The sequence below is a fragment of the Aeromicrobium halocynthiae genome, from assembly GCF_039531385.1.
Classification (GTDB): domain Bacteria; phylum Actinomycetota; class Actinomycetes; order Propionibacteriales; family Nocardioidaceae; genus Aeromicrobium; species Aeromicrobium halocynthiae.
The window spans coordinates 31,157-43,272 of record NZ_BAAAPY010000002.1 but is presented as its reverse complement, the minus strand read 5'-3'; the positions used below and the strand labels follow the sequence as shown (position 1 = coordinate 43,272).

The window sequence follows — 12,116 nt, the reverse complement described above, 5'->3', positions numbered from 1 at the left end:
GGTCAGCGGGATGCGGGCTGACGCGGGGCCCAGGCGAACGGTCCCTAGTCGTGCAGGTGCCGGGCTCCCTGGTGGATGTCCACCTCAACGCCAGTCGCTCCGACGCGGCGAGTCTAGCCGATCAGGCCTCGGGGTCGAGACCGAACGCCGCCAACGCCTCGGGCGGGATCTCCTTGTCCAGGTTCGCCAGGCGAACCTGGCCCTGTGCGACGAGCCGGCCGTCGGGGCCGATCGAGTCGAGGTGCCACAGCTGCTGCGTCCGTCCCCGGTGGATGGGCGTGGCGGTGACGGTGATCGTGTCGCCGAGCGTCGCCTGGCGGATGAAGTCGGTGGAGTTGTTCGTGCCGACGACCACGCCCTTGCGGCCCAGCCACACCTGGCCGGCGGTGCTCGCCGTGGACTCGTGCACGGCGCAGTAGATGCCGCCGTGGGGGATGCCGAAGGGCTGCAGGTGGTGCTCGGTGATCGTGAACCGGACCACCACCTTGTCGGGACCGACCTCGACGTGCTCCACGCCGAGGACACCGTCGAGACCAGGGATGTCGCTCATGGCGCGAGCGTAGCGCGGGACGGCCCCGGGGCCGTCCCGGCTTGGCTCTCATACCCCTAGGGGGTATGCTCAACTCATGGACCACCCCGGCTACTCCGACGACAAGGCCGCCGTCCTCGCGCGCCTGAGGCGCATCGAGGGGCAGGTGCGCGGCCTCACCCGCATGGTCGAGGACGACACCTACTGCATCGACGTGCTCACCCAGGTCAGCGCGACCACCCGCGCCCTCGAGGCCGTCGCCCTGAAGCTGCTCGACGAGCACCTCGCGCACTGCGTCGTCGACGCCGCCCGCGCCGGCGGACCGGAGGCCGAGGCGAAGGTCGCCGAGGCCAGTGCCGCGATCGCTCGGCTCGTCCGTTCCTGACCATCCCCTTCGAGGAGGACCCATGACCACCACCGACTTCCACGTCACCGGCATGACCTGCGGCCACTGCGTCGCCGCCGTCTCCGAGGAGATCAAGGAGGTGCCCGGCGTCACCGACGTGAGCGTCGACCTCGTCGCCGGCGGCACCTCGACGGTCACCGTCACCTCCGACGGCGAGCCCGACCGCTCGGCCGTGGCCGAGGCGGTCAGCGAGGCCGGCTATGAGCTCGCCTGAGGTCACCGACGCCAACCGCACCCTGCGCCTCGACGTGCAGGGCATGACCTGCACGGCCTGCGCCGCCCGCATCGAGAAGAAGCTGAACCGCCTCGACGGCGTCGAGGCGAACGTCAACTACGCCACCGAGCGCGCCACCGTCCGGCTCGCCGACGGCGTCGAGCCCGACCTGCTGCTGCAGACCGTCGAGAGGACCGGGTACTCCGCCTCGATCCACCGGACCGGGCACTCGCCGGCCGGCGAGGACGACACCACCACCGTCCTGCGGCGACGCGTCCTCGTGTCCGCCGCGCTCAGCGTCCCCGTGCTGGTGCTGTCGATGCTGCCCGCCGCGCAGTTCCCGGGATGGCAGTGGGTCGCCCTGGCGCTCACCACGCCCGTCGTCACGTGGGGCGCCTGGCCCTTCCACCGCGCCGCGGCGATCAACGCGCGCCACGGTGCCGCCACGATGGACACCCTCGTCTCCACGGGTGTCGGCACCGCGTTCCTGTGGTCGCTGTGGGCCCTGTTGTTCGGTGGCGCCGGCGAGATCGGCATGCGGATGGAGTGGACCCTGGTGCCGGCTGGGCACGGGTCGATGGCCGAGATCTACCTCGAGGTGGCCGCCGTCGTCACCACGTTCATCCTCCTGGGCCACTACCTCGAGGCCGGTGCCAAGCGACGTTCGAGCGCCGCGCTGCGTGCCCTGATGGAGCTGGGCGACGACGACCTGAATGTCGCCGTCGGCGACGAGTTCACCGTCCGTCCCGGTGAGCGCATCGCGACCGACGGCGTGGTCGTTGAAGGCTCTGCGGCGGTCGACGAGTCGATGCTCACCGGCGAGTCCGTGCCCGTCGAGGTGGGGATCGGCGACGCGGTCACCGGCGCGACGATCAACACCTCGGGGCGCCTGGTCGTCCGGGCGACGGCGGTCGGCGACGACACCCGCCTCGCCCAGATGGCTCGCCTCGTCGAGCAGGCGCAGGAGGGCAAGGCCGAGGTCCAGCGCCTGGCCGACCGGATCTCGGCCTGGTTCGTCCCCGTCGTCATGGTGCTCGCGCTGCTCACCTTCGCCGGGTGGGCGCTGCTGGCCCGCGACGTCACGACCGCGTTCGTCGCCGCCGTCTCCGTCCTCATCATCGCGTGCCCCTGCGCCCTCGGGCTGGCGACGCCCACCGCCCTCATGGTCGGTACCGGGCGAGGGGCCCAGCTCGGTGTGCTCATCAAGGGCCCACAGGTGCTGGAGTCGACGCGCCGCATCGACACCGTCGTGCTCGACAAGACCGGCACCGTCACCACCGGCGTCATGACGGTCGTCGACGTCTCACCGGCCCCGGGCGAGGACGAGCAGCGGCTGCGTCGCGTCGCAGCGACCCTCGAGGACGCCTCGGAGCACCCCGTCGCCCGGGCGATCGCCGGGCTCGCCGACCCGGGGACGGTCGAGGACTTCCGCAACCATGCCGGCTTCGGCGTCAGTGGCGTCGTCGACGGCCTCCCCGCTCGCGTCGGGCGCCCCACCTGGCTCGGCCACGACGTCGAGGCGGGCCAGGCTGCCGGCACCACCGTGACGGTCGAGCTCGACGGCCGCCTGCTCGGCACCATCACCGTGGCCGACGTCGTCAAGGAGACCTCCGCCGAGGCGATCGCCTCGTTGCGGGACCTCGGCCTCGAGCCCGTCCTGCTCACCGGTGACGCGCGCGGCGTCGCCGAGGAGGTCGCGGCCGCGGTCGACGTCACGGCCGTGCACGCCGAGGTCACGCCCGAGCGCAAGCTCGAGGTGGTCCGGGAGCTGCAGGGCGAGGGCCGGGTCGTGGCGATGGTCGGCGACGGCATCAACGACGCCGCCGCTCTCGCAGCGGCCGACCTCGGGATCGCGATGGGCACGGGGACCGACGTCGCGATGGCGGCCTCGGACCTGACCCTCGTCGGCGGCGACCTGCGCTCGGCGGCGACGGCCGTCCGACTCGCCCGCGCGACGCTGCGCACGATCAAGGGCAACCTGTTCTGGGCCTTCGCCTACAACGTCGCCGCCATCCCGCTGGCCATGTCCGGGTTGTTGAACCCGATGATCGCCGGGCTCGCGATGGCGTTCAGCTCGGTCTTCGTCGTCACCAACAGCCTGCGCCTGCGCCGGTTCGAGTGAGGTCAGGCTGCACTCGCTGAGGTGAGGCTGACCACGCGTAGGTGAGCCTGTTCTTCGTTGCGAGGCCTGGAATAACAGGGAATCCTCGCTGTTGTACATCGACGTACCCCGACGTCATCGAGCAGACCTCACAGAACAGGAGAGCCCATGTCCTCCACCGACATCCAGGCGCCGTCCGACCTCGCCACCACTTCCGAGATCGCCGCGGGCGTGGCCCAGTTCCTGACCCCGGTCGTGCACGAGCTCGAGGCGCTCGTCGTCAACGGCAAGCAGGCCCACTGGCACGTGCGCGGAGGCAGCTTCGCCGGCGTGCACGAGCTGCTCGACGACCTCGTGGCCCACGCCCAGGACTTCTCCGACACCGCTGCCGAGCGTGTCGTGGCCCTGGGCCTGCCGCTGGACGCACGCCTCGAGACGGTCGCTGCGAAGGCGACTCTGCCCACCCTCAGCGACGGCTTCCAGCCCTACCAGCGCACCGTCGCCGAGGTCGTCGCGCAGATCGACGCCGCGCTCGTGACCATCCGTGCCGCCATCCAGGGACTCGACGACATCGACCTCAGCAGCCAGGACGTCGCCATCGAGATCGAGCGCGGTCTCACCAAGGACCGCTGGCTCCTGCAGGCCCACGTCGCCGCCTGAGACGCAGGTCACCTCGCCCGGTCAGGATAGGTAAGCCTATACTGACCGGGTGAGATCCCATCGTCGGCGCGGACCCCTCCCGCACGTGCTCGCCGTCGGCAGCGACGCCGACCTCGACACCCTGCGGCTCGTCCTCGACCTCCTGCCCGAGGGCGCCTACGGCCAGGTGATCGTCCGATCCGACGATGCGCTGCCGACCCCGCCGCGCGTCACGGTCCACCACGTGCGCGACGACGCCGAGCTCGCCGAGGCCGTCGCGGCGTGGACGGCGGAGTGGATGCCCGACGAGCACGACGACCCCGACCGCGCGGTCAGCCTGTGGATCGGCGCCGACGCCGCCGAGCGGCTGCACGGCACCTGCCCCGCGGTCCACGCCCTCGCCGTCAGGCTCTGACCACCTCAGGCGTCGAACTGGTGGGCGTCGTTCGCCCCGTACGTCCACCGGAACCCGGCCGCCTTCATCGTCACGACCACCGTCACCCGGCCCGTTGCCGGGCGACCTGCCGAGGTGGACCCGCGTGACCGTGAAGGTGAACGGGACGTCGGCGACCACGTCCGCCGGTGCCACCACCCGATCTCTCGAGCCGGGCGGCAGGGGCCGTACGGCTGGGGGGAACGTCACCCGAGGCTCTCGTCATCGCTCGCCGGAACGGTGGACGGACGGTGGTCGAAGCAGGCGAGTCTTCCTACACTTCTCGCGTGCGCCCAACGCTTCGCCCGTTCGCCGCCGCCCTCGGGGTCCTGCTCGTGCTGTCCACCGTCGCCTGCAGCAGCGACGACGAGCCCGCGCCCGAGCCCGAGCGGACCGAGGCCGCCGACCTCGACCGGTTCGCCACCACCGACGTCGCCGAGCTCCTCCGGGCCGAGCCCGGCCGACTCGACCTCGAGACCGACCGCGACGAGATCGTCGCGCAGGTGCGCGCCGCCTACGACGACGGCGTCCGGGGCGAGGAGCTCTACCGCACCCTGCTCGACCTCGGCGCCGCCGACTTCCGCGAGTACCAGGAGTTCCTCGACACCTTCGAGATGGAGTTCAGCGACCCGGGTCAGCGTCCGGACGGCTCGGTCGTCGGGGGCGACGGGCAGGTCGAGCCGTTCCTCAACGTCCAGGTGCTCTTCGACGCGTCCGGCAGCATGCGCGGTCGGGTGGACGGTCGCCCGAAGATCGACCTCGCGAAGGAGGCGGTCGAGGAGTTCGTGCAACGCCTGCCCGAGGGCGTCAACATCTCGCTACGCGCGTACGGCCATCTCGGCAGCAACCAGGAGGAGGACAAGGCCGAGTCGTGCGGCACCACGGAGGACGTCTATCCGTTCGGCGCCTACGACGAAGCCCGGTTCTCCGCCGCGCTCGCGTCCTTCTCCCCCACCGGCTTCACCCCGATCGGCAGGGCGATCGAGGACGCCGCCGCCGATCTCGCCGCGCTGCCGGGCGACCTGCCGAGCGCCGTCTACGTCGTCAGCGACGGTGAGGAGACGTGCGACGGTGACCCCGTCGCCGCCGCTCGCGACCTCGTGGCCGACGACGTGCAGGCGGTGGTCAACATCATCGGGTTCGACGTCGCCGATGCCGAGGCTCGGGCGCTGGCGCGACGAGAGCCGGGCGGTCATCGCCAACGAGCGCGACACGACCCGCGCCGACGTCGCCGAGCGCCGGGAGGCGGGTCGTGAGCTCGCCGCCGACGAGCGCGAGGCCTTCCTGGCGATCGCCGAGGACCTCGGCCTGGAGGCCAACGACCGCACGATCCTGCGCAGCGCCATCCAGGTCCGCGGCACGACCATCCGCGCCCACCTGTTCACGGGCTACACCAGCATCCGCAGCGAGGTGTTCCTCGAGGGGACCAGACGCCGCGTGGAGATCTGGGAGGAAGGCACCCGCGAGCGGCAGCGCCTGTGGGACGAGTCCCAGGGCTACTGAGCGTCCACCACGCGGCCGCGCCGCCCGCACGACCGGCCGGCTCACGCCCACGCGGGCGGGGGTTCGCGTCGGGCGCGGCGCGGCGCGTCGGGCACGACGAACGCCGCGAGCAGACCACCCAGCGCGCCGAACAGGTGCGCCTCCCACGAGATGCCGACCGCACCGGGAAGGACGCCCCACAGCATCCCTCCGTAGACCACGACCATGATGCCGCCGAGGACGATCTGCGCACCGTCGCGCGTCACCAGTCCGCGCACCGCCAGGTGCACCAGGTAGCCGAAGACCAGCCCGGACGCACCGATGTGGACGGTCCCGCCCTGGCCGACGACCCAGACGCCGATCCCGCTGGTGAGCCAGATGATCGCGGTCACCGACACGAAGGTGCGCAGCCCCGACAGCGCCAGGAAGAACCCCATCACCAGCAGCGGCACCGTGTTGCCGATCAGGTGCCCGAAGCCGAGGTGCAGCAGCGGTGCGAGCACGATGCCCTCGAGGGCGCCGGTGTCGCGCGGGCGGATGCCGTACGCGTCGAGCCGGGCCGGCAGGACGGCGTCGACGATCTCCAGCACCCACAGGATCGCGACGAACCACCCGATGGTGAAGGCCGCGCGACGCGGGGCACCCTGGGTGAGCTGCATGCGACGAGCCTAGTCTGCAGAGCATGACCACCATCGCCGTCACGGGTGCCACCGGGACCATCGGACGCCTGACCACCGAGGGCCTCGTCCGCGCCGGGCACCGTCCCCGTCTGCTCGCGCCCCGACCGGAGCGCCTCGCCCCCACCGACCTCCCCACGGCCGTCTGCTCCTACGCCGACGCCGAGGGGACACGCGCCGCCCTCGAGGGTGTCGACGTCGTGCTGTTCGTGTCCGGCCGCGAGGACGCCGACCGCCTCGACCAGCACCGGACGTTCGCCGCCGCGGCTGCCGACGCCGGCGTCAGGCACGTCGTCTACACGTCGTTCGTGGGCGCGTCGGCCGACAGCACCTTCACGCTCGGGCGCGACCACGCCGCCACCGAGGAGGCGATCCGCGAGACCGGCGTCGCGTGGACGATGCTGCGCGACAACTTCTACGCAGAGGTCTTTCCCCTCTTCGCCGACGCCGAGGGCGTCATCCGCGGGCCCGCCGGGGACGGGCGGGTGGCGGCCGTCTCCCAGCGCGACGTCGCCGCGGTCGCGGCGCACGTGCTCGCCGATCCCGCCCCCCACGCCGGAGCCACCTACGACCTCACCGGGCCCCGCGCCCTCGACCTGACCGAGATCGCCGCGGTGCTGAGCGAGACCACCGGCCGTCCGCACCGCTACGAGCAGGAGACGGTCGAGGAGGCCCGCGCGTCGCGTGCGTCGTACGGCGCTCCGGACTGGCAGGTCGACGCATGGGTGAGCACCTACACCGCGATCGCCACCGGCGAGCTGGCCGAGGTCAGCGGCGACGTCGAGCGGCTGCTCGGTCGGCCGGCCACGCCCTTCGTCGATGCGGTCTAGGCTCGGTCCATGACCACCACCCCCGACATCGCCGTCTTGACCGTCACCGGGTCGGCCACGATCCGCGACCACGACGAGCCGCCGGCCGAGGGGATCCTGAGCGTCAAGCTGGTCACGAAGGACGGTGAGGTGCTCGCGGGGATCGCGGCGGAGGCCACCGAGTCGCACACGCCGTTCACGCTGAGCGTCGACGTCGCGATGGCCCCGAACCCGGCTGCACTCCGCCTGTGGGCGATGCTGCGCACCCCCGTCGGCGTGTGGGGCACCCCCGACCTGATCACCGTTCGCGAGGAGCTGGTGTTGTCGCGGGTCGACGCCTGATGAGCGACGGCGCCGCCCAGCGCCAGTCCGACGTCCCGCCGGTCCTCGGTCGCATCGCCTCGCTCCTGCGGCCCTACCGCGGGAAGCTGGCGCTCGTCGGCGTCGCGGTCGTCGTCTCAGCCGCCCTGACGTCGTACGTGCCGTTCCTGACCCGGGCGGTCTTCGACGACGCGCTGTTCCCTCCCGGTGGCGACGGACCCGACCTCGGGCTGCTCGGCCGGCTGGTGGCGCTCATGTGCCTCATCCCGGTGGTCACGGCGCTCATCTCGGTGGGCCAGAACTGGCTCACCGCGACCGTCGGCAACTCCGCGATGGCCGACCTGCGCGGCTCGCTGTTCCAGCACTTGCAGAGGATGGAGCTGGCGTTCTTCACGGCCACGAAGACCGGTGCCATCCAGTCGCGCCTGGCCAACGACGTCGCCGGGGTGCGCACGGTGCTCACCGACACCGCCACCACGATCCTGCAGAACACCGTCACCGTGGTCGCCGCGCTCGTGGCGATGGTGATCCTGTCGTGGCAGCTGACCGTCATCACGCTCGTGCTGATGCCGCTGTTCATCGCCGTGCAGCTGCAGGTCGGCAAGCGACGCCAACGCCTCGCCCGCAAGACTCAGGAGTCGCTCTCGGAGATGACGGCGATCACCGAGGAAGCGCTCAGCGTCTCGGGGATCCTGCTGTCGAAGGTCTTCAACCGTGCCGACATCGAGACCGAGCGGTACCGGGCCTCCAACCGCGAGCAGGTGCGCCTGCAGGTGGACCAGGCGATGACCGGGCGGACGTTCTTCGCGATCGTGCAGACGTTCTTCGCGATCACCCCGGCCCTCATCTACCTGTTCGCCGGTCTGCTCGCAGCCGGCTCGATCCCCGGTGGGACGAACGCCCTCACCGCCGGCACCCTCGTGGCCTTCACCACGCTCCAGGCACGCCTGCAGATGCCGTTGCTGCAGCTCATGCGCGTCACGCTCGACGTGCAGACGTCGCTCGCGCTGTTCCGACGCATCTTCGAGTACCTCGACCTCGAGCCGGCCATCACGCAACGGCCGGGCGCCGTCGCGCTCGCCGGGCCGGGAATCGGGCGCGGCGTGTCAGTGGAGCTGCGCGACGTCTGGTTCCGCTACCCCGAGCCACGGGTCCTGACCGGCAAGACCGAGGTGAGCCGCTTCGGCGACCCGACAGTACGCGACGCCGGCCCCGACGCCGAGCACACGCCGACCGTCTCCGGGTGGGCCCTCGAGGGCGTCTCCCTGACCGTGCGACCAGGCCAGCTCGCCGCCATCGTGGGGCCGTCGGGCTCGGGCAAGACGACGGCGACCTACCTCGTCCCGCGCTTCTACGACGTCGACCGCGGACAGGTGCTCGTCGGCGGGACCGACGTGCGCGACCTGACCATGGACTCTCTCGCCGACGCCGTCGCGATGGTGACGCAGGAGCCCTACCTGTTCCACGGGACCATCCGTGACAACCTCGCCTACGCCCGTCCCGACGCGAGCGACGAGGAGATCGAGCAGGCGGCCCGCGACGCCAACATCCACGACCGGATCATGAGCTTTCCGGACCGCTACGCCACGCTCACCGGGGAGCGCGGCTACCGGCTCTCCGGTGGCGAGAAGCAGCGTCTGGCGATCGCGCGGGTGCTGCTGAAGGATCCGCGGATCCTCATCCTCGACGAGGCGACGTCGGCGCTGGACTCCGAGACCGAGCGGCTCGTGCAGGACGCCCTCGCGCGCGCCACCGACGGGCGCACCACGATCGCCATCGCCCACCGGCTCTCGACGATCCACGACGCAGACGTCATCTTCGGCCTCGAGGACGGTCGCGTCGTGGAGTCCGGCACCCACGCCGAGCTGCTCGAGGCCGGGGGCCTGTACGCCCGCCTGTACGCCGAGCAGTTCAGCCGCCAGCGCGCCTGATCGCGTGGTGACCGGCCGCGGGCACTACGGTCGGGACATGCGGACCGAGCGCACCACCTACCTGCTCGTCGACGGGGAGAACATCGACGCCACGTTGGGCTCGTCGATCCTCGGGCGACGCCCCAACCCGCAGGAGCGTCCGCGCTGGGACCGCCTCCTGCGCTTCACCGAGGAGCACTGGGACCAGCCGGTCCGCGGGTTGTTCTTCCTGTCGGTGGTCCAGCACGAGCTGCCGATGTCGTTCGTCCAGGCACTCACCGCGATCGGCTTCCGTCCGGTGGCGCTGTCCGGCGACCCCGACCAGAAGGTCGTGGACATGGCCATCCAGCGGACCCTCGAGGCGATCGTCGAGCGCGACGCCGACGTCGTGCTCGCCAGCAACGACGGCGACTTCCTGCCGCAGGTCGAGTCGCTCGTGCACGGGTCGCGCCGCGTCGCCGTGCTCGGGTTCGACGAGTTCCGCAGCGCCGGGTTCACGGCGCTGGAGAGCCGCGGCCTGGAGCTGCTCGACCTCGAGCACGACGTCGAGGCGTTCACCGTCTCCCTGCCGCGACTGCGGATCGTGCCGATCGACGAGTTCGACCCTGCCGACATCCTCTAGAGGCCCGCGAGCCCCACGTACTTGGTCTCGAGGTACTCCTCGATGCCCTCGGCGCCACCCTCGCGGCCGAAGCCGGAGGCCTTGATGCCACCGAACGGTGCCGCGACGTTGGACACGACGCCGGCGTTGATGCCGACCATGCCGGTCTCGAGCCCCTCGTAGACGCGGACCACGCGGGCGTGGTCGCGGGTGTAGGCGTAGGCCACCAGCCCGTACTCGGTGTCGTTGGCCATGCGCAGCGCCTCGTCCTCGTCGGTGAACGTGACGACCGGGGCGACCGGACCGAAGATCTCCTCGCTCAGCAGACGGGCGTCGTCCGGTACGTCGACGAGGACCGTGGGCGCGTAGAACCAGCCGTCACCCTCCGGCGCCTGCCCACCGCACAGGACCCTGGCACCCTTCTCGACGGCGTCGTCGACCAGCTCGGCGACGGAGTCGCGCTGCTTCTCGTCGACGAGGGGTCCGACCTCGACGCCGTCCTCGGTGCCCGGGCCGACACGCATGGACCCCATGCGCTCCGCGAGCTTGGTGGAGAACTCCTCGGCGACCGAGGCGTGCACGATGAAGCGGTTGGCGGCGGTGCAGGCCTCGCCGAGGTTGCGCATCTTCGCCAGCATCGCCCCGTCGACGGCGGCGTCGACGTCGGCGTCCTCGAAGACGACGAACGGGGCGTTGCCGCCGAGCTCCATGGACGTGCGCAGCAGGCCCTCGGCGCTCTGCTCGACGAGCGAGCGGCCCACGCCGGTGGAGCCGGTGAAGGTGAGCTTGCGCAGCCGCGGGTCGCGGATGATCGGCTCCATCACCTCACCGGTGGAGGTGGTGGTGACGACGTTCAGGACACCGTCGGGCAGACCGGCCTCGCCCATGACGTCGGCCAGCCACAGCATCGTCAGCGGCGTCAGGCCGGCGGGCTTCACGACCATCGTGCAGCCGGCGGCGACGGCGGGAGCGATCTTGCGGGTGCCCATGGCGAGCGGGAAGTTCCAGGGCGTGATCATGAGGCACGGCCCGACCGGCTGCTTGAGGGTCAGCAGGCGCGTGGCGCCGTTCGGGGCGACGGAGTACCGGCCGCTGATGCGGACCGCCTCCTCGCTGAACCACCGCAGGAACTCCGAGCCGTACGCGATCTCGGCCCTGCTCTCGCTGAGCGGCTTGCCCATCTCCAGCGTCATGATCGTGGCGAGCTCGTCGGCACGGTCGGTCACGATCGCGAAGGCACGGCGCAGGATCTCGCCGCGGTCGCGAGGGGCGGTGGCCGCCCAGTCGGCCTGGGCGGCGACAGCGGCGTCGAGCGCAGCGGCACCGTCGGCGACGCTCGCGTCGGCGACCTGCGTGAGGGTGCGTCCGGTGGCGGGGTCGTCGACGCCGAACGTGGCACCGCCCTCGGCGTCGCGCCAGGAGCCGGCGATCAGGAGCTGGGTGGGGACGTCGGGCAGGTCCGGGGTGCTCATGCCCGCAGGCTACGCGTCAGCGACGACGGCGGCAGCACCCCCGGGTGCAGGATCGACGCGATCGCCTCGACGCCGTCGACGAGCCTGGGACCGGGCCGCACCACCATCGCGTCGCCGTCGATCGCCCAGACCGTGGCGTCGGGAACCTGCTCGGCCACGACCCGCGCCTGCTCGCTCGCCCCGTCCAGTCCGAACCCGCACGGCGCGACGACGAGGACCTCCGGCGCGACCGCGCGCAAGGCCTCCCACGACGTCGGACCGGACGCGGTGCCCTCGTGCATGCCCACCGGCTCGCCGCCGGCGGCACGCACCTGGTCGGGGATCCAGTGCCCCCCGCAGAACAGCGGGTCGTCCTCGAGCCGGGACGGGTCGAGGGTCACGACGTCGGCGGTGCAGCCGAGGTGGCGCAGTGCTGCGTCGACCTGAACGGTGGGCAGGGCGCACACCCGCCTCGTCGAGCGTGTCGAGGTCGCGACCGGCGTCCCGCTCGCCGCGGACGTACGCGTCGATCTCGACGGGCGT

The 12,116-nt window shown here is 71.8% G+C and carries 15 protein-coding genes and 1 riboswitch; of the genes, 11 read left to right on the top strand and 4 right to left on the bottom strand.

Features of this window, described 5'->3' with window-relative positions:
- Positions 1 to 20 precede the first annotated feature (20 nt).
- A riboswitch (ZMP/ZTP riboswitch) is annotated at positions 21 to 108 on the bottom strand.
- 13 nt (positions 109 to 121) lie between these two features.
- Positions 122 to 550 (bottom strand): PaaI family thioesterase, encoded by a 429-nt coding sequence (locus tag ABD213_RS04240; protein WP_344324834.1) that lies wholly within the window; start codon positions 548 to 550, stop codon positions 122 to 124.
- A gap of 76 nt (positions 551 to 626) precedes the next feature.
- Between ABD213_RS04240 and ABD213_RS04235 the strand changes: the two genes are divergently transcribed.
- From ABD213_RS04235 to ABD213_RS04205, 7 genes are all read left to right on the top strand, one after another.
- Positions 627 to 914: a metal-sensitive transcriptional regulator gene (locus ABD213_RS04235; RefSeq protein WP_344324831.1), complete on the top strand. Its 288-nt coding sequence runs from the start codon at positions 627 to 629 to the stop codon at positions 912 to 914.
- 22 nt (positions 915 to 936) lie between these two features.
- A complete protein-coding gene (locus tag ABD213_RS04230; protein ID WP_344324828.1) occupies positions 937 to 1,149 on the top strand; it encodes a heavy-metal-associated domain-containing protein in 213 nt (70 codons plus the stop codon).
- Complete coding sequence (locus ABD213_RS04225; RefSeq protein WP_344324826.1) at positions 1,136 to 3,271, top strand: heavy metal translocating P-type ATPase; 2,136 nt, start codon at positions 1,136 to 1,138, stop codon at positions 3,269 to 3,271. Before ABD213_RS04230 ends, ABD213_RS04225 begins: the two co-directional genes overlap by 14 nt.
- A gap of 147 nt (positions 3,272 to 3,418) precedes the next feature.
- A complete protein-coding gene (locus ABD213_RS04220) occupies positions 3,419 to 3,910 on the top strand; it encodes a Dps family protein (protein ID WP_344324824.1) in 492 nt (163 codons plus the stop codon).
- 49 nt (positions 3,911 to 3,959) lie between these two features.
- Positions 3,960 to 4,304 carry a hypothetical protein gene (locus ABD213_RS04215; protein WP_344324821.1) on the top strand — a complete coding sequence of 115 codons (345 nt, stop codon included), beginning with the start codon at positions 3,960 to 3,962 and terminating at the stop codon, positions 4,302 to 4,304.
- Between the two features lie 305 nt (positions 4,305 to 4,609).
- Complete coding sequence (locus ABD213_RS04210; protein ID WP_344324818.1) at positions 4,610 to 5,578, top strand: VWA domain-containing protein; 969 nt, start codon at positions 4,610 to 4,612, stop codon at positions 5,576 to 5,578.
- Positions 5,475 to 5,825 (top strand): hypothetical protein, encoded by a 351-nt coding sequence (locus ABD213_RS04205; RefSeq protein WP_344324815.1) that lies wholly within the window; start codon positions 5,475 to 5,477, stop codon positions 5,823 to 5,825. The genes ABD213_RS04210 and ABD213_RS04205 overlap by 104 nt, the downstream gene beginning before the upstream one ends.
- Before the next feature lie 41 nt (positions 5,826 to 5,866).
- Here ABD213_RS04205 and ABD213_RS04200 read toward each other — a convergent pair whose 3' ends face one another.
- Positions 5,867 to 6,463 (bottom strand): rhomboid family intramembrane serine protease, encoded by a 597-nt coding sequence (locus ABD213_RS04200; protein WP_344324812.1) that lies wholly within the window; start codon positions 6,461 to 6,463, stop codon positions 5,867 to 5,869.
- A gap of 23 nt (positions 6,464 to 6,486) precedes the next feature.
- Between ABD213_RS04200 and ABD213_RS04195 the strand changes: the two genes are divergently transcribed.
- Genes ABD213_RS04195 through ABD213_RS04180 form a run of 4 tightly spaced genes read left to right on the top strand, consistent with a single transcriptional unit; the run spans position 6,487 to position 10,143 of the window.
- Complete coding sequence (locus tag ABD213_RS04195) at positions 6,487 to 7,311, top strand: SDR family oxidoreductase (protein WP_344324809.1); 825 nt, start codon at positions 6,487 to 6,489, stop codon at positions 7,309 to 7,311.
- A 9-nt stretch (positions 7,312 to 7,320) separates the two neighbouring features.
- Positions 7,321 to 7,632: a hypothetical protein gene (locus tag ABD213_RS04190; protein ID WP_344324806.1), complete on the top strand. Its 312-nt coding sequence runs from the start codon at positions 7,321 to 7,323 to the stop codon at positions 7,630 to 7,632.
- On the top strand, positions 7,632 to 9,542 hold the full coding sequence (locus tag ABD213_RS04185; RefSeq protein WP_344324804.1) for an ABC transporter ATP-binding protein: 1,911 nt from the start codon (positions 7,632 to 7,634) through the stop codon (positions 9,540 to 9,542). Before ABD213_RS04190 ends, ABD213_RS04185 begins: the two co-directional genes overlap by 1 nt.
- Positions 9,543 to 9,579: 37 nt before the next feature.
- A complete protein-coding gene (locus ABD213_RS04180) occupies positions 9,580 to 10,143 on the top strand; it encodes an NYN domain-containing protein (RefSeq protein WP_344324802.1) in 564 nt (187 codons plus the stop codon).
- Here ABD213_RS04180 and ABD213_RS04175 read toward each other — a convergent pair.
- A complete protein-coding gene (locus tag ABD213_RS04175) occupies positions 10,140 to 11,594 on the bottom strand; it encodes an NAD-dependent succinate-semialdehyde dehydrogenase (protein ID WP_344324800.1) in 1,455 nt (484 codons plus the stop codon). The two genes, ABD213_RS04180 and ABD213_RS04175, sit on opposite strands and share 4 nt — an antisense overlap.
- Positions 11,591 to 12,040 (bottom strand): TroA family protein, encoded by a 450-nt coding sequence (locus ABD213_RS04170; RefSeq protein ID WP_344325587.1) that lies wholly within the window; start codon positions 12,038 to 12,040, stop codon positions 11,591 to 11,593. Before ABD213_RS04170 ends, ABD213_RS04175 begins: the two co-directional genes overlap by 4 nt.
- Positions 12,041 to 12,116: the final 76 nt, after the last annotated feature.

Coding starts and splice junctions, on each gene's coding strand:
- ABD213_RS04240 (WP_344324834.1), bottom strand. CDS start 550: ATGAGCGACATCCCTGGTCTCGACGGTGTCCTCGGCGTGGAGCACGTC.
- ABD213_RS04235 (WP_344324831.1), top strand. CDS start 627: ATGGACCACCCCGGCTACTCCGACGACAAGGCCGCCGTCCTCGCGCGC.
- ABD213_RS04230 (WP_344324828.1), top strand. CDS start 937: ATGACCACCACCGACTTCCACGTCACCGGCATGACCTGCGGCCACTGC.
- ABD213_RS04225 (WP_344324826.1), top strand. CDS start 1,136: ATGAGCTCGCCTGAGGTCACCGACGCCAACCGCACCCTGCGCCTCGAC.
- ABD213_RS04220 (WP_344324824.1), top strand. CDS start 3,419: ATGTCCTCCACCGACATCCAGGCGCCGTCCGACCTCGCCACCACTTCC.
- ABD213_RS04205 (WP_344324815.1), top strand. CDS start 5,475: ATGCCGAGGCTCGGGCGCTGGCGCGACGAGAGCCGGGCGGTCATCGCC.
- ABD213_RS04200 (WP_344324812.1), bottom strand. CDS start 6,463: ATGCAGCTCACCCAGGGTGCCCCGCGTCGCGCGGCCTTCACCATCGGG.
- ABD213_RS04195 (WP_344324809.1), top strand. CDS start 6,487: ATGACCACCATCGCCGTCACGGGTGCCACCGGGACCATCGGACGCCTG.
- ABD213_RS04190 (WP_344324806.1), top strand. CDS start 7,321: ATGACCACCACCCCCGACATCGCCGTCTTGACCGTCACCGGGTCGGCC.
- ABD213_RS04185 (WP_344324804.1), top strand. CDS start 7,632: ATGAGCGACGGCGCCGCCCAGCGCCAGTCCGACGTCCCGCCGGTCCTC.
- ABD213_RS04180 (WP_344324802.1), top strand. CDS start 9,580: ATGCGGACCGAGCGCACCACCTACCTGCTCGTCGACGGGGAGAACATC.
- ABD213_RS04175 (WP_344324800.1), bottom strand. CDS start 11,594: ATGAGCACCCCGGACCTGCCCGACGTCCCCACCCAGCTCCTGATCGCC.